Origin of the sequence: Nocardia sp. NPDC051787, from assembly GCF_040681325.1 — a bacterium.
GTDB lineage: Bacteria > Actinomycetota > Actinomycetes > Mycobacteriales > Mycobacteriaceae > Nocardia.
In genome coordinates, this window is sequence record NZ_JBFAYO010000005.1 from 168,664 (window position 1) to 191,327 (window position 22,664).

At 67.4% G+C, this 22,664-nt stretch carries 22 protein-coding genes and 1 pseudogene; 11 read left to right on the forward strand and 12 right to left on the reverse strand.

Annotated features, from left to right (window positions below; all coding sequences use genetic code 11):
- Positions 1 to 267: a hypothetical protein gene (locus tag AB0M45_RS07485; protein WP_364323949.1), complete on the forward strand. Its 267-nt coding sequence runs from the start codon at positions 1 to 3 to the stop codon at positions 265 to 267.
- 303 nt (positions 268 to 570) lie between these two features.
- Positions 571 to 780 carry a hypothetical protein gene (locus AB0M45_RS07490; protein WP_364323951.1) on the forward strand — a complete coding sequence of 70 codons (210 nt, stop codon included), beginning with the start codon at positions 571 to 573 and terminating at the stop codon, positions 778 to 780.
- Between the two features lies 1 nt (position 781).
- On the opposite strand, the gene AB0M45_RS07495 is transcribed toward AB0M45_RS07490, so the two are convergent.
- Both AB0M45_RS07495 and AB0M45_RS07500 read right to left on the reverse strand, forming a co-directional pair.
- Complete coding sequence (locus AB0M45_RS07495; protein ID WP_364323953.1) at positions 782 to 2,029, reverse strand: helix-turn-helix domain-containing protein; 1,248 nt, start codon at positions 2,027 to 2,029, stop codon at positions 782 to 784.
- A gap of 373 nt (positions 2,030 to 2,402) precedes the next feature.
- Positions 2,403 to 3,644, reverse strand: a complete 1,242-nt coding sequence (locus AB0M45_RS07500; RefSeq protein ID WP_364323955.1) for a TetR/AcrR family transcriptional regulator — start codon at positions 3,642 to 3,644, stop codon at positions 2,403 to 2,405.
- Positions 3,645 to 3,752: 108 nt separating this feature from the next.
- Between AB0M45_RS07500 and AB0M45_RS07505 the strand changes: the two genes are divergently transcribed.
- Together AB0M45_RS07505 and AB0M45_RS07510 are read left to right on the forward strand one after the other, a co-directional pair.
- Positions 3,753 to 3,962 carry a type II toxin-antitoxin system VapB family antitoxin gene (locus AB0M45_RS07505; protein ID WP_364323957.1) on the forward strand — a complete coding sequence of 70 codons (210 nt, stop codon included), beginning with the start codon at positions 3,753 to 3,755 and terminating at the stop codon, positions 3,960 to 3,962.
- Positions 3,959 to 4,393: a PIN domain nuclease gene (locus AB0M45_RS07510; protein WP_364323959.1), complete on the forward strand. Its 435-nt coding sequence runs from the start codon at positions 3,959 to 3,961 to the stop codon at positions 4,391 to 4,393. The genes AB0M45_RS07505 and AB0M45_RS07510 overlap by 4 nt, the downstream gene beginning before the upstream one ends.
- A gap of 51 nt (positions 4,394 to 4,444) precedes the next feature.
- Here AB0M45_RS07510 and AB0M45_RS07515 read toward each other — a convergent pair whose 3' ends face one another.
- The 7 genes from AB0M45_RS07515 to AB0M45_RS07545 form a co-directional block, all read right to left on the reverse strand.
- Positions 4,445 to 4,777 (reverse strand): type II toxin-antitoxin system prevent-host-death family antitoxin, encoded by a 333-nt coding sequence (locus tag AB0M45_RS07515; RefSeq protein WP_364323961.1) that lies wholly within the window; start codon positions 4,775 to 4,777, stop codon positions 4,445 to 4,447.
- Positions 4,749 to 6,695 carry an acetoacetate--CoA ligase gene (locus tag AB0M45_RS07520; RefSeq protein ID WP_364323963.1) on the reverse strand — a complete coding sequence of 649 codons (1,947 nt, stop codon included), beginning with the start codon at positions 6,693 to 6,695 and terminating at the stop codon, positions 4,749 to 4,751. Before AB0M45_RS07520 ends, AB0M45_RS07515 begins: the two co-directional genes overlap by 29 nt.
- Positions 6,696 to 6,726: 31 nt before the next feature.
- A complete protein-coding gene (locus AB0M45_RS07525; RefSeq protein WP_364323965.1) occupies positions 6,727 to 7,539 on the reverse strand; it encodes a CoA ester lyase in 813 nt (270 codons plus the stop codon).
- 76 nt (positions 7,540 to 7,615) lie between these two features.
- A complete protein-coding gene (locus AB0M45_RS07530; protein ID WP_364323967.1) occupies positions 7,616 to 8,098 on the reverse strand; it encodes a MaoC family dehydratase in 483 nt (160 codons plus the stop codon).
- Positions 8,095 to 9,255 carry an acyl-CoA dehydrogenase family protein gene (locus AB0M45_RS07535; protein ID WP_364323969.1) on the reverse strand — a complete coding sequence of 387 codons (1,161 nt, stop codon included), beginning with the start codon at positions 9,253 to 9,255 and terminating at the stop codon, positions 8,095 to 8,097. The genes AB0M45_RS07530 and AB0M45_RS07535 overlap by 4 nt, the downstream gene beginning before the upstream one ends.
- Positions 9,252 to 11,309 carry a biotin carboxylase N-terminal domain-containing protein gene (locus tag AB0M45_RS07540; RefSeq protein WP_364323971.1) on the reverse strand — a complete coding sequence of 686 codons (2,058 nt, stop codon included), beginning with the start codon at positions 11,307 to 11,309 and terminating at the stop codon, positions 9,252 to 9,254. The genes AB0M45_RS07535 and AB0M45_RS07540 overlap by 4 nt, the downstream gene beginning before the upstream one ends.
- A gap of 5 nt (positions 11,310 to 11,314) precedes the next feature.
- Positions 11,315 to 12,910: a carboxyl transferase domain-containing protein gene (locus AB0M45_RS07545; protein WP_364323973.1), complete on the reverse strand. Its 1,596-nt coding sequence runs from the start codon at positions 12,908 to 12,910 to the stop codon at positions 11,315 to 11,317.
- A 95-nt stretch (positions 12,911 to 13,005) separates the two neighbouring features.
- On the opposite strand from AB0M45_RS07545, the gene AB0M45_RS07550 reads away from it, so the two are divergent.
- Positions 13,006 to 13,599: a TetR/AcrR family transcriptional regulator gene (locus AB0M45_RS07550; protein WP_364323975.1), complete on the forward strand. Its 594-nt coding sequence runs from the start codon at positions 13,006 to 13,008 to the stop codon at positions 13,597 to 13,599.
- Positions 13,600 to 13,607: 8 nt separating this feature from the next.
- Here the strand turns inward: AB0M45_RS07550 and AB0M45_RS07555 are convergent, their stop codons facing one another.
- Entirely contained in the window at positions 13,608 to 14,354 is a 747-nt protein-coding gene (locus AB0M45_RS07555; protein ID WP_364323977.1) for a 3-hydroxybutyrate dehydrogenase, read from the reverse strand.
- Positions 14,351 to 15,748: an MFS transporter gene (locus tag AB0M45_RS07560; RefSeq protein ID WP_364323979.1), complete on the reverse strand. Its 1,398-nt coding sequence runs from the start codon at positions 15,746 to 15,748 to the stop codon at positions 14,351 to 14,353. Before AB0M45_RS07560 ends, AB0M45_RS07555 begins: the two co-directional genes overlap by 4 nt.
- 142 nt (positions 15,749 to 15,890) lie before the next feature.
- Between AB0M45_RS07560 and AB0M45_RS07565 the strand changes: the two genes are divergently transcribed.
- The 4 genes from AB0M45_RS07565 (at position 15,891) to AB0M45_RS07580 (ending at position 19,758) form a co-directional block, all read left to right on the forward strand.
- The gene (locus AB0M45_RS07565) at positions 15,891 to 16,817 is read left to right on the forward strand and encodes a LysR family transcriptional regulator (RefSeq protein WP_364323981.1); all 927 of its coding nucleotides are present in this window, start codon (positions 15,891 to 15,893) and stop codon (positions 16,815 to 16,817) included.
- Positions 16,818 to 17,030: 213 nt separating this feature from the next.
- A complete protein-coding gene (locus AB0M45_RS07570; protein WP_364323983.1) occupies positions 17,031 to 17,684 on the forward strand; it encodes a TetR/AcrR family transcriptional regulator in 654 nt (217 codons plus the stop codon).
- A 46-nt stretch (positions 17,685 to 17,730) separates the two neighbouring features.
- Positions 17,731 to 18,876 carry an FAD-dependent oxidoreductase gene (locus AB0M45_RS07575; protein WP_364324125.1) on the forward strand — a complete coding sequence of 382 codons (1,146 nt, stop codon included), beginning with the start codon at positions 17,731 to 17,733 and terminating at the stop codon, positions 18,874 to 18,876.
- A 462-nt stretch (positions 18,877 to 19,338) separates the two neighbouring features.
- Positions 19,339 to 19,758 carry a hypothetical protein gene (locus AB0M45_RS07580; protein WP_364323985.1) on the forward strand — a complete coding sequence of 140 codons (420 nt, stop codon included), beginning with the start codon at positions 19,339 to 19,341 and terminating at the stop codon, positions 19,756 to 19,758.
- Between the two features lie 35 nt (positions 19,759 to 19,793).
- On the opposite strand, the pseudogene AB0M45_RS07585 reads toward AB0M45_RS07580, so the two are convergent.
- Positions 19,794 to 20,240, reverse strand: a pseudogene (locus AB0M45_RS07585) (DUF4143 domain-containing protein); the annotation flags it as partial.
- Positions 20,241 to 20,417: 177 nt separating this feature from the next.
- Here AB0M45_RS07585 and AB0M45_RS07590 point away from each other — a divergent pair.
- Positions 20,418 to 20,843: a PPOX class F420-dependent oxidoreductase gene (locus AB0M45_RS07590; RefSeq protein WP_364323987.1), complete on the forward strand. Its 426-nt coding sequence runs from the start codon at positions 20,418 to 20,420 to the stop codon at positions 20,841 to 20,843.
- Between the two features lie 411 nt (positions 20,844 to 21,254).
- Positions 21,255 to 22,022, forward strand: a complete 768-nt coding sequence (gene cobM, locus AB0M45_RS07595) for a precorrin-4 C(11)-methyltransferase (protein WP_364323989.1) — start codon at positions 21,255 to 21,257, stop codon at positions 22,020 to 22,022.
- The last annotated feature ends 642 nt before the right edge of the window (positions 22,023 to 22,664 follow it).

A 22,664-nucleotide genomic window follows, 5' to 3' on the forward strand; every position in this document is an offset into this window, starting at 1 on the left:
GTGGAATCGCTGCTGGCCATGCTCAGCGCATGCGTGCTGCTGGTGGCCGTGATCACCGCCGTCGGCTCCTGCTTACCCCGCAGCGGCGCCTCGGACGCCCACCGGCCACCCGACAAGCCGTTCACGATCGAACAAGCGCACCGAGTGATGCAGTGCCACCTTCCCTGCCGCGCCGACGCCTGCCCACGTAAACAAGCGGCGTTCCGCACCCTGGTCGCCTCCGGGCGCGTGGTACCCGACAACCGGGCCGACGGGTACTCCCGCTGACCTCGGACGTGTAGACGGTGGAAGGTACTCCGGCCCAACTCGTTTCGTGCGAGTGCGTCCGTGCTCTGCTCGGGATTTATGTGAGGGAATCCCGAGCACGCCGAAGTCCTCGTATCTCCACGCGGGGTGGAGATACGAGGACTGCCGCGGTCGCGCGTCGAGCCGATAGTCGGTAGCGAGCCGCCCGAACGCTGTCATCGCCGCGCCCCTGCGCCGCCACTGCGAACTCGTTTCCAGCACTGCCGTCGTCACGACAATCATCATGACCCGCAGCGGATTCCGAACCCTCCGAGGCGGCAAACGATGACCAGTCCTCGCCCCACCGAACCAGACGTCCACCTGAGCGTCTTCCTCCATGGCCTACGGTTCGACTACATCGCCTGCGCCAGTGCTGCCGCCACCTTCGTCAAGGAATGGTGCGAAAAATACTTCGACGGCGCCGTCACAGTCGTTCCCGGCAAGCCCACCGGCCTGCGCCGCTTGCCGAACGAAAGGCTGTACCTGGAACGCTGATTCAGCCCTGTGGCGCTCGGCCGAAGAGGATGACCTGCATGAGGAGGATCACCCGCAGCTGGGAGCATGTCGGGGCGTGCGAGCCGAAGCGCTCGCCCAGGTCGACTACCAGCGCCAGTGCGGCGTGCACCAGCAGGCGCGATTCGGCAGCGGACAGCTCGGGACGTGCGGCGCCGAGCAGTTTGGCCCACTCTTCGACATTGAGCCGCTGGATATTGCGCAGCACGGTGCGCTCCTCCGGTGGCACATTGCTGATCTCGGCGTAGTAGACGAAGGTCAGCTCACGCTCGGCGAACGAACCGGCCACGTACAGTTCGACCAGCGTGCTCAGCGCTTGCCCGGGGGTTTCGGCGGCCGCGACGGCGGGCCCGATGGCGGCCGACACCCGATCGGCCGCTCGGCGAAACGCGGCGGCGAGGATATCGCCCTTGCCGCGGTAGAAGCGGTACACCGCGGAGGAGGTGGGCAGACCCGCGGCGGTCGCGATGTCCTCGACGCTGACATTCGGGTAGCCGCGCTGATGGAACAGTTCCACCGCGCGTACGAGCAGCAGCTCGTGTGCGAATGTCAGCGGAATCTCCGTCGCGGTAAGGGTTTCGGCTTCGGCGCCGCCGGGCGGCAGCGTGCAACCGGCGATCGTGTGGCAGGCCTCGGTCAGCCGCGCGGTCAAGGCGCGGACCGGAATCGCGACGTGGTGATCACCGATGCTGCTCAGCACACTCAGCAAGGCCGCCGCGAGGACGGCGCGGTCGGCCTTGCTCAGCGCGGGCCTGGTTTCGGCCAGCAGCGACATGAGCGCCGCGTTCACGCTCGCGAGCTGTCCGGACAGGGTGGCCGCGTCGGCCTCCGCCAGATAGCGGCGCTGCCAGCGCAGTAGCGCCGCACTGCGTCGATTGGCGATGGCGGCCGCGATCAGGGCGTCGAGTACCCGCTCGAGCCTGCGCTCGGCGGGTAGCTCGTTCGCGTTGTCCGGCAGCCGGGCCGCCTCCTGGCTGACCGCGCCCAGCCGCAGCACTTCCTCGCGGAACAGTGCGTACTTGCTCGGGTAGTGGCGATAGAGGGCGGCGGAGCTGATATCGAGCCGGGAGGCGATGTCCTCCATGCTGACGCCGTGGTAGCCCAGCGCGCCGAACGCCTCTGCCGACGCCGCCGCGATCTGTGCGCGGCGATCGCGCGGTCGCCGCCGGATCTCCCGTGCCGGTTTCTCGCCCACCGCTTTGTCCGCAGCGCGGCGTTCCTCGGCACCCATGCCGCGATGGTAGCCCAACCGGTCACGTGGTTCTGCGATGTTTCCCTACCTCGGGAATGGCTGAAAGTCAGATCACAACCAGCGGCGAAAGCGTTGAGCACCAAGAGTTATACATCAATTCAAAGGCGAACTGTTGGTAACATAAACTTCCAATTGGGCGCGTGAACCGGGTGTTGTTCCGAAACCGGGCCTCGCCGCACGGTTGACTCGAGCGCTGACCGACTCCACGGCGGCTACCGCGAACGCGTCTCGTCGCGCGGGCAGCCGGTTGCCGCCGCAGATTCGCAGCATCCGGGCGTGAGCGCGCGATGCTTCCTGGTCGGGTGGCGAGTACGGGGCGTTTCCGATGCGGGGGCGGTGCCGACGGCACTCCCTACCGCGCGGTGCGGCCGAAGAGCACCAGCTGCATCAGCAGACGCACTCGGTCCTGCGCTGCCAGTGGCTCATTGCCGAAGGCGCGACCGAGATCGACGACCAGCGCGAAGGCCGCGTGGACCAGAATGCGCGCCTCGGCGGGGGTGAGCTCGGTGCGCACCTCGCGCAGCAGCCGGGCCCACTCCTCGACGCTGAGCCGCTGAATGTTGCGCAGCACAGTGCGCTCCTCGGCTGGAACATGCTGGAATTCGGTGTAATACACGAATGTAAGGGCGCGTTCGGCGAACGAACCCGCGACGTACTGCGTGATCAACGCGGTGAGCGCGTCCTCGGAATCGCCGGCCGCCGCAACGGTGGGGCCGACGGCGCCGGAAACCCGTTCGGCGGCGCGGCGGAACGCGGCAGCCAGGATGTCGCTCTTGCCGCGATAGAACCGGTACACCGCCGAGGCGGCCGAAAGCCCTGCGGCGGTGGCGATGTCCTCCACGCTGACGTTCGGGTACCCGCGCTCATGGAACAGCTCGACCGCTTTGCGCAGCAGCAGTTCGTGTTTGAACGAGTCCGGGATCTCCACCACCGCCACCGGTTCGACCGGGTGCTCCGCGGGCAGATCCGCGTTCGCGATCGACAGGCACGTCGAATTGAGCAGGCGGGCAAGGGATTTCGCGGGAAGAGCGGCGTGATGATCGGCGATGCTGGTGATCGTGCTGAGCAATGCGGTACGCAGCACGCGCAGATCGTCGTCGGTCGTCTTCGGGCGCAGCGCGGCCACCTGGCTGCCCAGGGCGCCGAGGACCGTGGCCTGCTGATCGTCGAGCGTGATCTGGTCTTCGGGTTCGAGGTATCTGCCCTCCCAGCGCACCAGCGTGATGGTGGGGCGGTTCTCGATCGTGACGGCGATCAGCGCGTCGAGAACATGCCGCAGCCGCTGCTCGGCCGGCCAGTCCACCGCTTCCTCGGGCAGCTGGACCGATTCGGTCATCGCCCGGCCCACCCGCAGCAGTTCCTCCCGGAACAGCGCGTATTTGCTCGGATAGTGCCGATACAGGGCCGCGGAGCTGATGCCGAGCCCCGAGGCGATGTCGTCCATGCTCACACCGTGGTAGCCGAGCGCGCCGAACGCGGCCGCGGACGCCGCCGCGATCTGGGCCCGCCGGTTCTTCGGCCTGCGCCGGATCTCCCGAGGTGCCGAGTTGCCGCTGCTCGCCTTCCGCGCCGTACGGCGATTGTCGACACTCATGACGAACATCGTAACGACCTGCTGCAATGGGCAAGGTCGCCATGTCATGGGATGCGGCTCTTGCTGTGATATTGCTCCAGTGATGTCATCAGACATATTATTGGATATATGAAGACGATGATCGATGTCAACGACGAAGCCCTAGCCCTGGCCGCCAAGGAGTTGGGGACGACCACGAAGAAGGACACGGTGAACGCCGCCCTGGAGTTCGTCGCCGAGCGTAGGCGCCGGATCGAACAGGTCTTGACCGATCCGTACGGGTTCGGGGTCGGACCCGATATCGGTGACGCGGAAATCATGGGCGAGGCTCGCCGGTGAGTGAAACCACACCGCTGCGACTGCATCTCGTGGACACCTCTGCCAACGCCAGGCTTGCGCACCAGCCGGTGCGCACGGTAATCGCCGGACTGATCGCCGATCGTGCGGCCGCGACATGCGTCACCGTAGACCTGGAAGCCGGTTACTCCGGACGAAACCTCGCCGATGTGCAGAACATCGCACAGCGGCGTCGTGCTCTCTATGTCAACCTTCCGCTCAACGAGACGATCGCGGATCGCGCACGGGAAGTCCAGCAACTGATGGCGCGCAGGGGCCATCACCGAGCAGCGGGGATCGTGGATCTGGTTACCGCTGCCGTCGCCGAATTCCATGGGGCGGTACTGGTGCACTACGACGCCGATTTCGAACATATTGCGGCCGTGACAAGGCAACCCCATGTCTGGGTCGTTCCACAGGGCAGCGTCAACTAGTCGGCGCCCGAGATACGCCCACATTGTCGAGGAGCCTATCGAGATACCCGGTCACCGGCGCTGTGCATCGATGAACTCACCGACGATGCCGTTCCCGTGAATCGGTTCGGGGGCCGACTGCTTCCCAGTGCGAGCGGGTTGAATGCGTACCTTCCTACGGAGACGTTCCAGCCGTATCAGGCGATCGACCGGAACCATGCGGGCGATCGCCTGCCCATGATCGGTAACCGTCAACATGCGTCCCGAGCGGACCTCGGCGAGATATCGATCAAGGTTGTCTCGCAGCTCCCGAATTCCGACTTCCATGGCAACAGCCTCCTCTTGGGCCCATATCCGCGTGTAATAGCGGTAATCCTCATCCCATAGGGCTTCGCTGGGTTGCATACCAGTCCAGCAGGTCCGGGTTGTCCACCGCGCTGCGTTCCACGACGCGGGCCGGGTCGGCGCCTTGGAACAACTTCTTGATCGGCACCTCCAGCTTCTTGCCGGTGCGGGTGTGCGGGATGCCGGGGGCGAGGATGATCTCGTCGGGGACGTGGCGCGGGGAGACCTCGGTGCGGATGGTGTTGTTGACGCGGGCTTTCAGCTCGTCGGTGAGTTCCGCGCCGGGGGCCAGCACCACGAACAGCGGCATCCAGTAGCCGCCGTCCGGCTGTTCGGCGCCGATCACCAGGGCCTCGGCGATCTCCGGCAGCCGCTCGACGGACTGGTAGATGTCCGCGCTGCCCATCCGGATGCCGTGCCGGTTGAGCGTGGAGTCGGAGCGTCCGTGCACGATCACGCTGTGGTGGTCGGTGATGGTGATCCAGTCGCCGTGGCGCCAGACTCCGGGGAACATGTCGAAATACGCGTCGTGATAACGCTTTCCGTCTTCGTCATGCCAGAACTGCACCGGCATCGACGGCATCGGCCCGGTGATGACGAGCTCGCCGACCTCGCCGCGCACCGGCTGCCCCGCCGGGTCGTAGGCGTCCAGCGCGACACCGAGGTAGGGCGCGGACAGCTCGCCCGGCCACACCGGTACGGTGCGCACGCCGCCGATGAACGCGGACACCACGTCCGTGCCGCCGCTGATCGAGGAGACCTGCACGTGGTCGCCGACGTTCTCGCCCAGCCACAGCGCCGAGGAGGTGGGCAGCGCGGAGCCGGTGATGCCGACCGTGCGCAGCGCCGAGAGGTCGTGGTCGGTGCGCGGCACGGAGCCCGCTTTGATGCAGGCCAGCACATAGCCGGGGCTGGTGCCGAGCACGGTGGCGCCGACCTCGGCGGCGATGTGCCACAGCGCGTCGGGTGTGGGATGGGTGGGGCTGCCGTCGTAGCACACGATCGTCGCCCCGGCCAGCAGGCCCGCGATCTGGAAGTTCCACATCATCCAGCTGGGGCTGGTGTACCAGAAGAACGTGTCCTCTGGCCCGATATCCGACTGGAGGCCAACGGTTTTGAGGTGTTCCAGCAGCACTCCGCCGTGGTCGTGCACGATGCCCTTGGGCAATCCAGTGGTGCCGGAGGAGAACACGATCCACAGCGGATGGTCGAAATCCACCGCTTCGGTGGTGATCACCGGAGGCGCCGCCGCCGTAGTGGTGATCGCTTCCCTCCACGGCATCGCGTCCGGCACACGGAGTCCGAGCCGGGGGATCGCGATCGTGCCCTTCAGCGAATCCAGCCCCGCACGCAGCTCGGCGATGTCGGCGCGCTTGTCGTGCGTCTTGCCGCCGAAACGGTAGCCGTCGGCGGTGACCAGCACTGTGGGTTCCAACTGGCCGAGCCGGTCCAGCGCAGCCTTCGGCGAGTAGTCCTGACCGCAGGCGCTCCAGACCGCGCCGATGCTCGCGGTGGCCAGGAACGCGACCACCGCCTCCGGGATGTTCGGCAGATACCCCACCACCCGGTCGCCGGGCCGCACGCCGAGCGAGCGCAGCGTACGGGCGAAAGTGGCGGTGTGGTCGATCAATTCGACCCAGGACACCTCGCGAATCGAGCCGTCCTCGCTGACCGCTTTGATCGCGGGCCGGTCGGTGTGCAGCTGGCGGATCACTTGGTCCACGTAGTTGAGCCGGGTGCCGGGGAACCACCGCGCGCCCGGCATCTCGGCGTTCGCCAGCACGTCACCGGCGACGTCGCCGAGCTCGAAATAGTCCCACAGCGCGTGCCAGAAACCGGCGAGGTCCGTGATCGACCACTGCCATAGTTCGTGGTAATCCGCCGCGCGCACCCCGGTGCGCTCGGCGACGAATCGCGTGAAGTCGGTGATCCTGGCAGCAGCGATGTCTTGTTCGGTCGGCACCCATTGTGGCTGCATGGCGGTTCTCCTCGCTGTGGAAACTCGGTGATCAGACGCGGTCGGCGCGTCGCACGATCTGCTCGGCATGCCGGAGTACGGGGGCATCGACCATCCTGCCCTCGAAGGCGAACACACCGCGGTGCTTCGGCGCCACCGCGAGCAGCCGCCGGGCCCAGGCGGTGTCGTCCTCCGACGGCGCGTATGCCGCCCGCAGCACCGGCACCTGGCTCGGGTGGATCGCGACCTTGGCGTCGAAGCCGACCGCGACCGCGTCCTCGGCTTCCGCGCGCAGACCGTCCAGATCGCGAATATCCAGATAGACCGAGTCCACAGCGAACCTTCCGTGTGCCTTGGCTGCCAACAGCGCGGTGGACCGGACGTGCCGGGCCACGTCGCGGTAGCCGCCGTCGGCGTGCCTGCTCGCGTTCCCGCCCAGCGCCGCCACCAGATCCTCGGCTCCCCACATGACACCGATCGCGTTGTGCGCCGTCACAGCCATACCGACCGTGAGAGCCCCCAATGGCGACTCGATCAGCGCGATCACCTCGTAGTCCGCCAGCGCCGTGATCTGTTCGGCCGATTCGCATTTCGGCAGCATGATCCGGCGATAGGCGGTGGCGGCCAGCGCCGCGAGATCGAGCACGTGCTCAGCGGTGCCCGCCGCGTTGATGCGCACCACCGTGGTCTCGGGGTCCAGCGGGGTGTCGACCAGCGCGGTGCGCGCCGCGGCTTTGTCGTGCGCGGCGACGCCGTCCTCCAAGTCGAGGATCACCACATCCGCCGCCGCCGCGGCCTTCGCGTAGCGCTCCGGGCGATCGGCCGGGCAGAACAACCAGGCCGGGCCTGCCATCTGCCAGCTCATGCCTGCGCCTCGCTGACGCTCGGCTCCGGCACGAGCGAGTGCTCGACTGTGCCCATCGTTCGCTCGCTGCGCTCCCTCATGCCGACTCCGGGGCCTTGCGGACCAGCGTTTTACGGACCGCGGTGGCGACGATGTCGCCGTGCTGATTGCGTGCCGTGTGCGCGAAGGTGACGATGCCCTCGCCGGGGCGGCTCTTCGACTCGCGCTTGTCGGTGACCACGGTTTCGGCGTACATGGTGTCGCCGTGGAACAGCGGCTTCGGGAAAGCGATCTCCGAGAAGCCGAGGTTGGCCACGATGGTGCCCTGGGTCAGCTGCGCCACCGACAATCCGACCAGGGTGGACAGCGTGAACATCGAGTTCACCAGCCGCTGGTTGAACGGGGGCAGCTGCTCGCTGAACGCCGCGTCCAGGTGCAACGCCTGGGTATTCATGGTCAGCGTGGTGAACAGCACGTTGTCCGCCTCGGTGATGGTGCGGCCGGGCCGGTGCTCGTAGACCACCTCGGTGTCGAACTCCTCGAACCAGAGTCCGCGCTGCACCACCGCCCGCCGCGTCACAGCCCCAGCTCCCGTCCGATCAGCATCAGCTGCACCTCCGTCGTGCCTTCGCCGATTTCCAGGATCTTGCTGTCCCGATAGTGCCGGGCGACCGGGTACTCGTTCATGAAGCCGTAGCCGCCGAAGATCTGTGTCGCGTCGCGGGCGTTGTCCATGGCGGCCTCGCTGGCCACCAGTTTCGCGATGGACGCCTGCTTCTTGAACGGCTTGCCCGCCAGCATCAGCGCCGCCGCGTCGTAGTAGGCGGTGCGGGCGGCGTGCGCCCGCGCTTCCATTCTGGCGATCTTGAAGGCGATGGCCTGGTTGCGTCCGATCGCCTGGCCGAAGGCCTCGCGCTCCCTGGCGTAGCGCACGCTTTCGTCCACGCAGCCCTGCGCGGCTCCGACGGACAGCGCGGCGATGGCGATCCGGCCCTCGTCGAGGATGCGCAGGAAGTTCGCGTAGCCGCGACCGCGCTCGCCGAGCAGGTTCTCCTCGGGCACCCGCACGTCGGTGAAGCTGAGCGGATGAGTGTCGGAGGCGTTCCAGCCGACCTTGTTGTACGCGGGCTCGGCGACGAAACCGGGAGTGTCGGTCGGGACCAGGATGGTCGAGATCTCCTTCTTGCCGCCGGTCTGCCCGGTCACGGCGGTCACCGTGACGAGCACGGTGATGTCGGTGCCGGAATTGGTGATGAATTGCTTGCTGCCGTTGATGATCCACTCGCCGCCGTCGGCGACCGCGGTGGTCCTGGTGCCGCCCGCGTCGCTGCCCGCGCCCGGTTCGGTGAGCCCGAACGCGGCGAGATGGCGGCCGCTGGTCAGCTGGGGCAGCCATTCCTGCTTCTGCTTGTCGTTGCCGAACCGGTAGATCGGCATCGCGCCGAGCGAGACGCCCGCCTCCAGCGTGATCGCCACGCTCTGGTCGACCTTGCCCAGTTCCTCGAGCGCGAGGCACAGCGCGAAGTAGTCGCCACCCATACCGCCGTACTCCTCGGGGAACGGCAGGCCGAACAGACCCATCTCGGCCATCCCCGCGACCACCTCGTACGGGAAGGTGTGGTTCGCGTCGTGCTCGGCCGCCACCGGCGCGACCACCGACCGCGCGAAGTCACGCACGGTCAGCGCGAGATCGCGGTACTCCTCCGGCAGCGTGCCGGTGGACAGGAAGTCGGTCATGTCGGGATTCCTTCTCGTTCAGCGTGTTCCGTATCGGCTCGTGCGCCGGCGGCGACGCGCGCGAGAACCTGATCGAGGCGCACTTGGGCGCCGGGCTCGACCAGCAGTTCGACGGTCCCGGCGACCGGCGCGGTGAGGGAGTGCTCCATCTTCATCGCCTCCACGATCACCACCGGGTCGCCCGCGGCGACGGTGGCGCCGGGAGCGACCGCCACCGCGATCACCGAACCCGGCATGGGACTGTGGATCTCGGCGTCGCCGACGTGCTCGTCGTCGCCGCGCACGTTGACCTCGGCGACCTCGCGCAGCGCCGCGATGCCGGACGGCCCGGCCACCCACAGCAGGCCGTCCTGCTCGGCGACCCGGTAGGTGCGCCGCAGGCCGTCCCTGGTCAGGGTGAGCACACCGGCGTAGGCGTCGCCGCCGCGGCCAGCGAATGTCGCGGTAAGCGACGAGGTTTCGCCGTCGCCGACGCGGACCACGCCGTCGGCGGGCGCGCCGGAGAGGTAGACGTGCTCGATCCGATCGCCGCCCGCGAGCCGGATCGGCGTCGGCGCGTCGGCCCCGATCCGCCACCCGGACGGGATCGCCCACGGATCGCCCGGCGTCGTCGGCCATCGGCGCAGCCAATGACAGACTGCGGCGGCGACGAACTCGTCATCGCCCGCCGGAGCGGGATGGAAGTCGGCCACTCGCCGGTCCAGCAGATCGGTGTCGAGCCGTCCTTCGGCGACATCCGGGTCGGCCAGCAGGAAGCGCAGGAACTCGATATTGCTGGTCACACCGAGCAGCACGGTCTCGGCCAGAGCCCGGTCGAGTTTCGCGAGCGCGGCGGTGCGATCACCGGCGTGCGCGATGACCTTCGACAGCATCGGGTCGTAGTCGCTACCGACGCGCGTGCCGATTCGCAGTCCCGAATCGACCCGCACTCCGGGACCTTCCGGCTCGTCGAGATCGAGCACCGTTCCTCCGGTGGGCAGGAATCCGCGCCCCGGGTCCTCGGCGTACACCCTGGCCTCGATGGCGTGCCCGACCATGCGGATGTCGTCCTGCGCCACCGCGAGCTTCTGCCCGGCCGCGACCCGGATCTGGCATTCAACCAGGTCGACGCCGGTGACCAGCTCGGTCACCGGATGCTCCACCTGCAGGCGGGTGTTCATCTCCATGAAGAAGAACTCGTCGGGCCGGTCGGCGGAGACGATGAACTCCACGGTGCCCGCGCCCACGTAGTCCACACTGCGGGCGGTGTTGCAGGCGGCGGCGCCGATCCTGGCCCTGGTCGCCGCGTCGAGCAGCGGCGAGGGCGCCTCCTCGATCACCTTCTGGTGGCGGCGCTGCAGGCTGCATTCGCGCTCACCCAAGTGCAGCACGCTGCCGAACTGGTCGGCGAGGATCTGCACCTCGATGTGCCGGGGCCGGGTGACGAATCGCTCCAGGAACAGGGTGTCGTTCCCGAACGCGGCGGCGGCCTCGCGGCGCGCGCTGCGCAGCGCCTCCGGGAGGCGTTCCGGATCGTCCACCCGGCGCATGCCTTTGCCTCCGCCGCCCGCGGACGGCTTGACCAGCACCGGATACCCGACCTCGGCGGCCGCGGCGATCAGCTCGTCGTCGGTGAGGCCGGGCGAAGCGATGCCGGGCACCACCGGGACGCCGAACGCGGCCACGGTGTTCTTCGCGGCGATCTTGTCGCCCATCACCTCGATCGCACGCGCGGGCGGGCCGAGGAAGACGATGCCCGCTTCGGCCAGCGCGGCGGCGAAAGCGGCGTTCTCCGAAAGGAATCCGTAGCCAGGGTGAACGGCCTGCGCGCCGGCGCGCACGGCGGCGGCCACCACGGCGTCGATGGACAGGTAGCTCTCACGCGCCGGAGCCGGGCCGAGTCGTACCGCCGTGTCGGCCTCGTGAACGTGCCGGGCGTCCGCGTCGGCGTCGCTGTAGACGGCGACCGAGCGAATTCCCATGGCGCGCAAGGTGCGGATCACCCGCACGGCGATCTCGCCGCGGTTGGCGACGAGCACGGTGTCGAATTCGACGGGAACGGATTTGTTCAGCATCGCCATCACATCCGGAAGACGCCGTAGGAAACGGGTTCGAGCGGGGCCTGCGCGCACACCGACAGGGCGAGGCCGAGCACGGTTCTGGTGTCGGCCGGGTCGATGACGCCATCGTCCCACAGGCGCGCGGTCGAGTAGTAGGGATTGCCCTGGCTCTCGTATTGGTCCCGGATCGGGGCCTTGAAGGCCTCTTCGTCCTCGGCCGACCACGGCTGCCCGCTGCTGTCGAGCTGGTCGCCGCGCACGGTCGCCAGCACGGACGCGGCCTGCTCGCCGCCCATCACCGAGATCCGCGCGTTCGGCCACATCCACAGGAACCGGGGCGAATACGCGCGTCCGCACATCGAATAGTTGCCCGCGCCGTAGGAGCCGCCGATCACGACGGTGAGCTTCGGCACCCGCGCGCAGGCCACCGCGGTGACCATCTTCGCGCCGTGCTTGGCGATGCCGCCCGCCTCGTAGTCGCGGCCGACCATGAAGCCGGTGATGTTCTGCAGGAACAGCAGCGGGATGCTGCGCTTGTCGCACAACTCGATGAAATGCGCGCCCTTCATGGCGGATTCGCTGAACAGCACGCCGTTGTTGGCGACGATGCCCACCGGATGGCCGTGGATGCGTGCGAATCCGGTGACCAGGGTCTTGCCGTATTCGGCCTTGAACTCGTGGAAGCCGCTCTCGCTGTCGCCTGCCTCGTCGACCAAGCGGTGGATGACTTCGCGTACGTCATAGGGCGTGCGCGGATCGACCGGTACCACGTCGTAGAGTTCCGCTTCCGGCGCGGCGGGCGCGATGGTCGGCCGCACTTCCCATGGGCCGGCCGCGCGCGGTCCGAGTGTGCCCACGATGCGGCGCACGATGCGCAGCGCGTCCTGGTCGTCCTCGGCCAGGTGGTCGGTGACGCCCGACGTGCGCGAGTGCAGTTCGCCGCCGCCGAGTTCCTCGGCCGTCACCACCTCGCCGGTCGCGGCCTTCACCAGCGGCGGCCCGCCGAGGAAAATGGTGCCCTGGTTGCGCACGATCACGGCCTCGTCGCTCATCGCGGGTACGTAGGCGCCACCGGCCGTGCAGGAGCCGAGCACCGCGGCGATCTGTGGGATTCCCTTGGCGCTCATGGTCGCCTGGTTGTAGAAGATGCGCCCGAAATGCTCCCGGTCAGGGAACACCTCGTCTTGCCGCGGCAGGTACGCGCCGCCGGAGTCGACCAGGTACAGGCACGGCAACTGGTTCTGCAACGCGATCTCCTGCGCGCGCAGATGCTTCTTCACCGTCATGGGGTAGTAAGTGCCGCCCTTGACTGTGGCGTCATTGGCGACGATCACGCACTCGCGCCCGGACACCCGGCCGATCCCGGTGATGATCCCGGCGCCGGGGGACTCGTCGCCGTACATCCCGGTCGCGGCCAGCGGGGACAGCTCGAGAAACGGACTGCCGGGGTCGAGCAGTTGGTCCACCCGCTGCCGCGGCAGCAGCTTGCCCCGCGCCACATGGCGTTCGCGCGCCTTCGCGGGCCCGCCGAGCGCCGCGGCGGCCAGCCGGGCGCGCAGGTCGTCGACCAGCGCCGCGTGCGCGGCGCGGTTGCCGACCTCTTCGGTAACGGTCATCACGCCATCCTGTCGCCTGAGTTAGTCGCCGATAACTGGAATTCAGGTTAGTCTTGGTTAACCGAGATGTCCAGATCGGCGGGAAAGGACCGCGTGTGACCAGTGCCGAATCCGTCGTGCCCACTCGTCGCGAGCAGCTGAAGGCGCAGCGCAGGGCACACCTGCTGGAGGCCGGCGCCCGGCTCATCGCCGACCGCGGCTTCCTCGGCATGCGCCTGGACGACCTGGGCGCCGCCGTCGGCATCAGCGGTCCCGCGGTCTACCGGCACTTCCCGAACAAGGAAGCGCTGCTGATCGAGCTGCTGGTCGGGGTGAGTCAGCGGCTGCTGGACGGCGGCAAGGCGGTGGTGGCGGCGGCGAATTCGGCCGATCACGCGCTCGCCGGGCTGGTCGAACATCACCTGGACTTCGCGCTCGGCGAGCCGGAGCTGATCCGCATCCAAGACCGGGATCTGGACAACGTGCCCGCCCCGGCCCGCCGGGAGATCCGCCGCACGCAGCGCGAGTACGTGGAGATCTGGGTAGCGGTGCTGCGCGAGCTGCATCCGGAGCTGCCCGAGGAGACGGCGCGGGTGCAGGCCCACGCCGTCTTCGGCCTGATCAACTCGACCCCGCACAGCGCGAGCACGGCGACCGCGGTCCGGGCCCGGCCCGTGCTGCGCCGCATGGCGCTGGCCGCCTTGGGTTGAGCGCCCCCTCATCGAGCGCTCCACCCGCCGTCCATCGTGTACGACGCGCCGGTGACCATGCCCGCGTTCGGTGACGCGAGCCAGCCCACCAGCGCCCCCACTTCCTCCGGCTCGACGAGCCGTTTGATCGCGCTCTCGGTGAGCAGGATCTTCTCCACCACCTCCTGCTCCGGCACGCCGTGTGCCTTGGCCTGGTCGGCGATCTGCTTGTCCACCAAGGGTGTTCGCACATAGCCTGGGTTGACGCAGTTACTCGTCACGCCGTGCGGGCCGCCCTCGAGCGCGGTGACCTTGGACAGGCCCTCGAGCCCGTGCTTGGCCGTCACATAGGCGACCTTGTACGCGGAGGCGCGCACGCCGTGCACCGAGGAGATGTTGACGATCCGTCCCCAGCCGCGCCGGTACATGTGCGGTAAAGCCGCGCGCACCAAGAGAAACGGCGCCTCCACCATCAGCGTGAGCAGATCGCGGAACCGCTGCGGGGCGAAGTCCTCGATCGGGCTGATGTGTTGGACTCCGGCGTTGTTCACCAGGATGTCGGCATCGAGTTCGAGCGTTTCCAGCGACGCGACGTCGAGCAGGTCCACCGCCCACGACTTTCCGCCGAGCTCACGGGCCACGGCCTTCGCGCCGACGTCATCGATATCGGCGACGGTGACCACCGCGCCGCGCGCCGCGAGCGCACGGGCGCAGGCCGCGCCGATGCCGCTCGCGCCGCCGGTGACCAGGGCGGTGCGCCCCGCGAGATCGTTCATCGCACAGTCACTTCGGCGGTCCGCGCGCCGAGCCTTTCGGCGTCGGCGAGGTCGACGCTCTCCAAGCTCAGTCCTTTCGTTTCCCGGGCCACGAGCACGGCGATCGCGCTGATCGCCGCAGCGCCGGCCAGATACCAGGCGATCGGCACGGCGGAGTCATAGGTGTTGAGCAGCCGGACGGCGATGATCGGCGCCAGCGACCCGGCCGCGATCGAGGTCACCTGATAGCCGAGGGACACACCGGAATAGCGCATCCGGGTGGGGAACATCTCGGCCATGATCGCGGGCTGTCCGGCGTACATGAAGGCGTGGAAGACCAAGCCGATGATGATGGCGGACATGATGATCACGTTGTGGCCGCTGTCCATCATCGGGAAGGCGAAGAAACCCCAGGTGCCCGCGGTGAGCGCGCCGACCAGGTAGACCGGCCGCCTGCCGAAGCGGTCGGACAGGCTGCCCACCAGCGGAATCGTCACGAAGTGCACCGCGTGGGCGGCGAGCAGCCACCACAGGATGACCGAGGTGTCGGCGTGCACCTGCACCTTGAGATAGGTGATGGTGAAGGTGACTACCAGGTAGTACATGACGTTCTCACCGAAACGCAGACCCATCGCGGTGAACACTCCGCGCGGATAGCGGCGCAGCACCTCGACGACGCTGAGCGAGGTCGCTTTGATCTGCTCGGCCTCCTGTTGCGCCGCGACGAAGATGGGCGCATCGGTGATCTTCGTGCGGATGTAGTAGCCCACCAGCACCACCACGGCAGACAACCAGAACGCCACCCGCCAGCCCCAGCTGAGGAACGCCGCGTCCGACAGGGTGGAAGTGAGCACCAGCAGCGCCACCGTCGCCAGCAGGTTGCCCGCGGGCACCCCCGCCTGCGGCCAGCTGGCCCAGAAACCGCGGCTGCGGCTCGGACTGTGCTCGGCGACCAACAGCACCGCGCCGCCCCATTCCCCGCCGACCGCGAAACCCTGGATGAAGCGCAGGATCACCAGGAGTGCGGGCGCCCAGTAGCCGATCTGCGCGAAGGTCGGCAGGCAGCCCATCAGGAACGTCGCCGCGCCCACCAGCACCAGGCTGAACTGGAGCAGCTTCTTGCGGCCGTATTTGTCGCCGAAATGCCCGAACACCACGCCGCCGAGCGGGCGGGCGGCGAAACCGACGGCGTAGGTCACGAAGGCGGCCAGGATGGCATCCAGGTCGCTGGTGCCCTTGGCGAAGAACACCTTGCTGAACACGAGCGTGGCGGCGGTGCCGTAGAGGAAGAACTCGTACCACTCGACTACCGTGCCCGCCATCGACGCGGCCACCACGCGCCGCAGGCCGCTCGTCCCGCCGGGATCCTTGCCGGTCGGCTGGGCCGGGTTCGCCCCGGCGCTGTGCACCCTCATCGCACATCTCCTTCGTGCCCCGGGCCACACTTCGGGTCTCGATGTGACGGCCCCCACAATGTCTTGGCTGAATCGAGTATTCGTGCAGACGAATTGCGCCGCAATGACCATTAATGCAGCACCCATCTGCAACGATGCAGATATGAGCCCGGCTTTCGCGGGGTCACCCCGGCGCCCCAGTGCCGATGACCTGCTCGTTCTGCTCGCGGTCGGACGATCCGGCCGCTTCGTCACCGCGGCCGAAGAGCTCGGCATCAACCACACCACGATCTCGCGCCGCATAGCGGCGCTGGAACAGACCCTCGGTGGCCGGGTGCTCACCCGGGTGACCGGCGGCTGGGAGCTGACCGACCTCGGCAAAGAGGCGCTCGCCGCGGCCGAGGCCGTGGAGTCGGCGGTGAAATCGCTCGCCGCCGACGCGGGCGGCAACCGGGTGCTGGAGGGCGTCGTCCGGATTTCCGCGACCGACGGTTTCAGCGCCTACATCGCCGCGCCCGCCGCCGCGGAAGTCCGGCGGCGCCACCCGAAAATCACCGTCGAGATCGTGGCGACCACCCGGCGGGCATCCCAACAGCGATCAGGGCTGGACCTCGAGGTGGTGGTCGGTGAGCCGCAAGTGCATCGTGCTACCGCGATTCGCCTGGCCGACTACTGCCTGGGCCTCTACGGCTCGCGCGAATACCTGCGCGAGCACGGCATCCCCGCGACGATCGACGACCTGTCCCGGCACCCGCTGGTGTACTTCATCGATTCCATGCTCCAGGTCGATGATCTGGACCTCGCCTCCAGCTTCGCACCCGCCATGCGCGAATCGGTCACCTCCACCAACGTTTTCGTGCACGTCGAGGCCACCCGCGCGGCCGCAGGCCTCGGCCTGCTGCCCTGCTTCATGGCCGACCGCCACGCCGACCTGATCCGCGTCCTCGCCGATTCGGTGACGGTCACCCTCGGATACTGGCTGGTCGCCCGCGCCGAAACGCTCCGCCGCCCCGAAGTCGCCGCCGTCGTCGCCGCGATCCGAGCGGTGATCGACGACCAGCGGGATACTCTTCTCGGCCGACCTCGGTGACTTTGCCGCAGGTCGCAACCACCGTTCTTGCCGCGCATCACAGCGTCCCGAACTGTCTCAGCGGATGTTTCGAGTCCCCGGGTTCACGGTTGGACGGGAACCCGTTGTGCGGGTCGCATTCCGTGGCACTCGCGGTGGGCTATCGCGCGAGCCATCAACCGTCGAAAATTCGCCTGGGGGTGGGGTTTGCCGCGGTGCCTTCTCGCTGCGCACGTGGTAGTGTTCCGTTCGTTGAATGATCGTTTAATCAATGAGGTTGTGGTGGGAAGCCGACGAGAACAGGCTGAGTGGCGGCGCGAGCGCTTGCTCGACGCGGCGTTGGATGTGTTCGCCGTGAAGGGGATCGACGGCGCTTCGGTCAAGGACATCGCGGCTGCCGCCGAGGTGACGCCCGGGCTGCTGTATCACTACTTCGCCGGCAAAGAAGCGCTGGTCACCGCGTTGCTGCGGGAGCGAGGATTCGCCGGGCAATTGCGCGAATTGCTGGAGCAAGCGCGTGGACGGCCGGCGAGCGAGGTCCTTCCCAGGGTGATGCGGGAGTTCGACGGCCTTCTGGCCGACAATGCCAAGCTGCTCAGGCTCTTCTTCGCCGCGGGCCATTCGCACGAGAACGTCCGGGCCGTGTTGGCGGAGTTCGTGGCGGAAGGGCGGGCCGTGCTGGCCGACTATCTGCGCTCACGCGTCGCGGCGGGGGAATTGCGCGACCACGATGCGCACACCACCGCGACCGCTCTGTTCGCGACTCTCGCCGTCGGCCGCAGCGCCGGAAACCCGGTCGATGTCGACGAGCTGGCCGGTCTCGTACTCCACGGCCTCATTCGAACCGATGGCGGCACGCCACCCGAAGGAGAAATCGATGGTGCATGACATGAAGGTGCAATGCTGCGTGGTAGGCGGCGGCCCCGCCGGGCTGATGCTGGGGACCCTACTGGCCCGGCAGGGCGTCCAGGTGGCCGTTCTGGAGAAACATGCCGACTTCCTGCGCGATTTCCGCGGCGACACCATCCATCCGTCCACTCAGGAACTCATCCATGAACTCGGCTGGCTGGACGAATTCCACCGTCTCCCACACAGCACCATGGATCGGGTCACCGTTGCCGTAGGTGGCACGCCAGTGACATTCGCCGATTTTCGGAAGCTGCCGGTCCGCAGCCCCTACATAGCGTTCATGCCGCAATGGGAGTTCCTGAATTTTCTCGCGACGAAGGCCGCGGGGTTTACCGGGTTTCGGCTTTTGCAGCGCACCGAAGCAACCGATCTGCTCATCGAGAACGATCGCGTCGTCGGTGTACGGGCGACCACCGACACCGGAAGCGTCGAGATCCGTGCCGACCTCGTCGTAGGGGCGGATGGTCGACACTCGCGCATGCGAGACCAGGCTGGATTGCGTGCCGAGGCGAGCTCGCCGCCTATGGATGTACTGTGGTTCCGGCTGTCGCGGCGGGAGACGGACCGAGTGGAGTTCTTCCAGGGTGGCAAAGGGGCAATGGTCGCCATCGACCGCGGTGACTACTGGCAGGTCGCGTACACCATCCCGACGAACTCCTATCAGGAGCTGCGGGCGCTCGGTATCGGCGAATTGCACAGCAGGATAGGCGAACTCGCACCTGCGTTGCGTGACCGCGTTCACGAACCAGCCAGCTGGGACGACGTCCATCAGCTCACGGTCCGTGTCGATCGGCTCGACAACTGGTATCGACCGGGACTGCTCTGCATCGGCGATGCCGCGCACGCTATGTCACCGGCGGGCGGTGTCGGAATAAACCTGGCCATCCAGGACGCCGTCGCGACCGCGAACATTCTCGGCCCGAAACTGCTCACACACAGCCTGACCGATGCCGATCCGCCGCGCGTGCAAGCGCGCCGCCAACTGCCGGTCAAACTGACCCAGCTATTTCAGCTGGCCATCCTGCGCGACCTCTACCCCAAGAACCTCGACGACAACACGGCCACCCACCTGCCACCGATCTTCCGGGTTTTCCGGCGGTTACCCGCGCTACGTCACGTGGCGGGCCGGTTCATCGGACTCGGCGTCCGGCCGGAACACATCCGGAGCTGAACCCGGTCGACGACGGCCTCATACGTAGGTCATGCATGGCTTTGTTCGGGCACTGATCAACTGAGGTTCCTGGGGTTCGTTCGGCCCGGCAGGGGATGGGCCAGGAAACCATCGGCGAAGAACATCATGGAGCCGCACCGATCGCATCGATAGGCGTGTTGCTGCACGACCTGCTGGCCCCACTCGCTCGGATGGTCGGTCATGAAACCGGCATGTCCGGTGATGAAACCGAGCACGCCGATGTAGGTCCGTTGCCGTGCACACCAGGGATACATTGCCGGAGGTACGGCGACGCCTCCGAAGCTCGAAAGCTCCACGCCGACAGGGCATAGACTCCAGGGAACTGCGCCGATAGTCGAGTCGCAGGGCATCGAGGTCCGGATCGCCCGGCGTGCGAACCAACTGCGACAGCCACGGCAGACGGTTGATTCCAACGAACAGGAACGAAGGGAAGCCGAGCCAATGAAACTCCGTAAGGTCGCGGCCGGCATCGCGCTCGCTGCCGCCGCCATCTCCATGACCCCCGCTGTTGCTTCCGCCGAGGACCCGGAGTTCCCGCGCAACGGCATCGTCCCGGCTGGGACATACCAAATCAGTCGCAACCCAGCCAACGTCATCGGCACGCCGCTGGAGAACTGTGTCCTGCAAGTCTTCGTGGACGGCAAAACAGTTGTACTGGTCTGCGGAACCTCCAGCCGGACAGGGCATCAGACCCCCGTAGGCCCCGACGAGACCTACGTAACCTTCGATTTCCTGCCTTTCGGGCTGGACCTCCGCGACATCGATCCGCGCCAAGGGCAATGGGTCGGCACGGTCAACATCGCGGGCACTCCGATCATTGCTCCGTACCCGTTGGCGGGAGTCTGGCTGATCCGCCGGTGAGCAGTTCCAATATCTTCGGCTCGCGCCATATCGGCTCACCTCGATGGTGTGGTCCGGAGTGCGCTGATCGGTAAACAGGACAGGTCTTCCCCGAAGGGGAGTTGTTGGTCGCCGCAGTAAAGGACGAATCCAGCATGGAACCGGTCGCCGAGACGGTTCTGCAGGCCGCGTAGAGCTCGAAAGTCGTCGGTGCGAACGGTTTCGGCCGCTTTGACTTCGATCGCGACGACGCGGCCTGCGTTGTCTTCGAGGATGGCGTCGACTTCATGGCCGTCGCGGTCGCGGTAGTGGTGCAGCTGGGCCATGGTCTGGCTCCAGGTGAGCTGGCGAGTCAATTCGCCGAGGACGAACGTTTCGACGAGGCCGCCGATGGTGGCGTGGTTGGTGACGCCGGTAAGCAGATGGGCGGCAATTCCTGAATCGTTGAAGACGAGCTTGGGTGTGGCGATTGCCCGGGCTGTTGCGTTCGACGACCACGCGGGAAAACGGTGAACGGACTGCCCTCGGCACTGTGTCGTGGTGTGCCCGCCTCATCGTCGATCGAGTGGTACATGACTGAGGCAAAGTGCGAGAACGGCCCTCGATGGTGTGCCACTCGCGGGATATTCCCGGCCCTGACGCTGCGGCCGATCGGGCAGTCGGCCTATTAGGGTGAGCTGATGGCTTCGCTTTCCGATCCCGACGTTCGCGAGTTCCTCTCTCATGGCACCCGAACGGGCAAGGTGGCGTTCGTAGCGGCCGACGGCCGACCAATGGTGACGCCGGTCTGGTTCATTCTCGAGGGGGACGAACTGGTCTTCAATACCGGCAAGTCGAGCGTCAAGGGCAAGGCGTTGGCGCGGGACGGGCGGGTCGCGGTGTGCGTCGATCTGGAGGGGCGGCCGTACGCTTCGGTCCAGGTGCAGGGCATCGTGACGCTGTCGGAGGATCCGGACGAACTGCTGCGCACCGCCACCGAGATCGGTGGACGCTATATGGGTGCAGAGCGGGCCGAGGAGTTCGGCATGCGCAACGGCGTACCCGGCGAGCTGGTGGTCCGGGTGCGGCCCACCAAGGTCATCGCCCACTTCGACGCGACCGCCTGACCCTCGGCCCACCGGGTCGGTGCAGCGGCCACATCGCGACACCAGTCCGCCGGATAGAAGACGAACAGCGTGCAGCCGGCGGTCAACCTGCGCCGCGGCTTCCGCACCCAGGTGCGGATAACCCCGGGCGCCTACCGGCGGGACTTCCGAGTCTGTTGACGCACTGTTATCCCCGGCGCGACGGGCTCCCCCCGCGAGATCCCTATCGCCCTCTACATCTGCTGAGGCACCTGGCATGCCGGTCCGCAGGGGCCCTTCACGGCCAAACCCCGAGATCCGCAGACCTGATTACCTACCCGACATTGCTCGCAGCAAAGTTGCGGCATCGGCGTCGGTTCGCCGAGCCGATCGATGCTCAGCTCGGGGTTCGGTCGCCGGTGTCGCCTGTGCGGCGGTCAATACACTCGGCGCATGACCGTGCATTTCATCGGGGCCGGGCCGGGTGCGGCAGATCTGTTGACGGTGCGCGCGGTCGAACTCTTGCGGGCGTCGCCGGTGTGCCTGTACGCGGGGACCTATCTGGATCCGCAGGTGCTGGCGTATTGCGCGCCGGACGCCGCGTTGATCGACACCCAGCAGCTGGATCTCGACCAGATCACCGATCATTTGGTGCGGGCCGATCGCGCGGGTAAGGACGTTGCTCGGCTGTGTTCGGGGGATCCGTCGCTGTACTCGGCACTCACCGAGCAGACCCGCAGACTGGACGCGCACGGGGTTGCGTGGGATGTCACGCCAGGCGTGCCCGCTTACGCCGCGGCGGCTGCGTTGCTCGGCGCCGAGTTGACGGTGCCGGAGCTGGTGCAGTCGGTCGTGCTGACCCGTACCCACGCCCGCTCGACCGCGATGCCCGAGCCGGAGGCGCTGGCGAACTTCGCGGCCACCGGCGCGACGCTCGTGCTGCACTTGGCCATCACCCGCGTCCGCACGCTGGCGGCCGAACTGGCCGCCGACTACGGCCCGGATTGTCCGGTCGCCGTCGTCCACCGCGCCAGCCAACCCGAGCAGCTCGTCCTGCGCGGGACTCTGACCGACATCGCCGACCAGGTCGAGGCGACCGGGTTGCGACAGGCCGCGGTGATCTTGGTAGGGCGTGCGCTCACGCCCGCCATCTCCTGCGCGGAATCCCACCTCTACGACCCGGCGCGAGTGCGCGGCTCTACCGGTCCAGATCGCCGATAACTCCGACGGATCGCGGCGAACCGCAGCGACTCCGGAAGCAGAACTGCTGGGATTCGCCGCCAGCACGCGGAACGCTGTTTGCGTGGCCCGATGTGCGCGTGTGCATGCGGCGCGCGTGCGCGGCGCGGCTACTCGGGTTCGGAGCGCGGGCCGGGTTGTCCCGTTAGGCGCAGTGATCTTGGTCGCGCGGCACGAGTGCGCCGCGATGGCGCATCTACGCCCGGTGTGAGAACCGCAACACCCCCCTTGCGGACCCTTCACCATGGCGCTGCCAGCGGTGATGTCATTCCGCTATGGAGGGTGGTTGGTTGGGTGGCGGGGGCGACGGTAGATTGATCCGGTGATTCGCAACGGCAGTCCCGGCGGAGCCGGTCGGTGGGCGTTGGGCACGGTCGCGCCCATGTAACAACGCCAGCCTGTTGGACAGATAGTTCAAATGAACATTTTTGCCTGATTGATATGAGAACTGAACCGGAGACGCGGGCGCCACGCTGGAACAGGTGAGCGCCTACTCCAGGTGTGGTCGGGGAGCGCTTGCGTGGTGTTCCGGAAGCGAGGTTACGGTTGGACCGGCTGGATTTCGGCGGAAACGGCGAAACTGGTGGCGAACGGGCACACGCTGGCTCCGGGGTAGAACCCGGG

What these genes read in the sequence shown, in the direction of transcription:
- AB0M45_RS07560 (WP_364323979.1), bottom strand. Translation starts at nt 15,748, where the DNA reads ATGAGGGTGCACAGCGCCGGGGCGAACCCGGCCCAGCCGACCGGCAAG.
- AB0M45_RS07580 (WP_364323985.1), top strand. Translation starts at nt 19,339, where the DNA reads ATGAAACTCCGTAAGGTCGCGGCCGGCATCGCGCTCGCTGCCGCCGCC.
- AB0M45_RS07565 (WP_364323981.1), top strand. Translation starts at nt 15,891, where the DNA reads ATGAGCCCGGCTTTCGCGGGGTCACCCCGGCGCCCCAGTGCCGATGAC.
- AB0M45_RS07495 (WP_364323953.1), bottom strand. Translation starts at nt 2,029, where the DNA reads ATGGGTGCCGAGGAACGCCGCGCTGCGGACAAAGCGGTGGGCGAGAAA.
- AB0M45_RS07520 (WP_364323963.1), bottom strand. Translation starts at nt 6,695, where the DNA reads ATGCAGCCACAATGGGTGCCGACCGAACAAGACATCGCTGCTGCCAGG.
- AB0M45_RS07505 (WP_364323957.1), top strand. Translation starts at nt 3,753, where the DNA reads ATGAAGACGATGATCGATGTCAACGACGAAGCCCTAGCCCTGGCCGCC.
- AB0M45_RS07575 (WP_364324125.1), top strand. Translation starts at nt 17,731, where the DNA reads ATGCTGGGGACCCTACTGGCCCGGCAGGGCGTCCAGGTGGCCGTTCTG.
- AB0M45_RS07500 (WP_364323955.1), bottom strand. Translation starts at nt 3,644, where the DNA reads ATGAGTGTCGACAATCGCCGTACGGCGCGGAAGGCGAGCAGCGGCAAC.
- AB0M45_RS07555 (WP_364323977.1), bottom strand. Translation starts at nt 14,354, where the DNA reads ATGAACGATCTCGCGGGGCGCACCGCCCTGGTCACCGGCGGCGCGAGC.
- AB0M45_RS07490 (WP_364323951.1), top strand. Translation starts at nt 571, where the DNA reads ATGACCAGTCCTCGCCCCACCGAACCAGACGTCCACCTGAGCGTCTTC.
- AB0M45_RS07545 (WP_364323973.1), bottom strand. Translation starts at nt 12,910, where the DNA reads ATGACCGTTACCGAAGAGGTCGGCAACCGCGCCGCGCACGCGGCGCTG.
- AB0M45_RS07540 (WP_364323971.1), bottom strand. Translation starts at nt 11,309, where the DNA reads ATGCTGAACAAATCCGTTCCCGTCGAATTCGACACCGTGCTCGTCGCC.
- AB0M45_RS07515 (WP_364323961.1), bottom strand. Translation starts at nt 4,777, where the DNA reads ATGCAACCCAGCGAAGCCCTATGGGATGAGGATTACCGCTATTACACG.
- AB0M45_RS07525 (WP_364323965.1), bottom strand. Translation starts at nt 7,539, where the DNA reads ATGAGCTGGCAGATGGCAGGCCCGGCCTGGTTGTTCTGCCCGGCCGAT.
- AB0M45_RS07535 (WP_364323969.1), bottom strand. Translation starts at nt 9,255, where the DNA reads ATGACCGACTTCCTGTCCACCGGCACGCTGCCGGAGGAGTACCGCGAT.
- AB0M45_RS07590 (WP_364323987.1), top strand. Translation starts at nt 20,418, where the DNA reads ATGGCTTCGCTTTCCGATCCCGACGTTCGCGAGTTCCTCTCTCATGGC.
- cobM (WP_364323989.1), top strand. Translation starts at nt 21,255, where the DNA reads ATGACCGTGCATTTCATCGGGGCCGGGCCGGGTGCGGCAGATCTGTTG.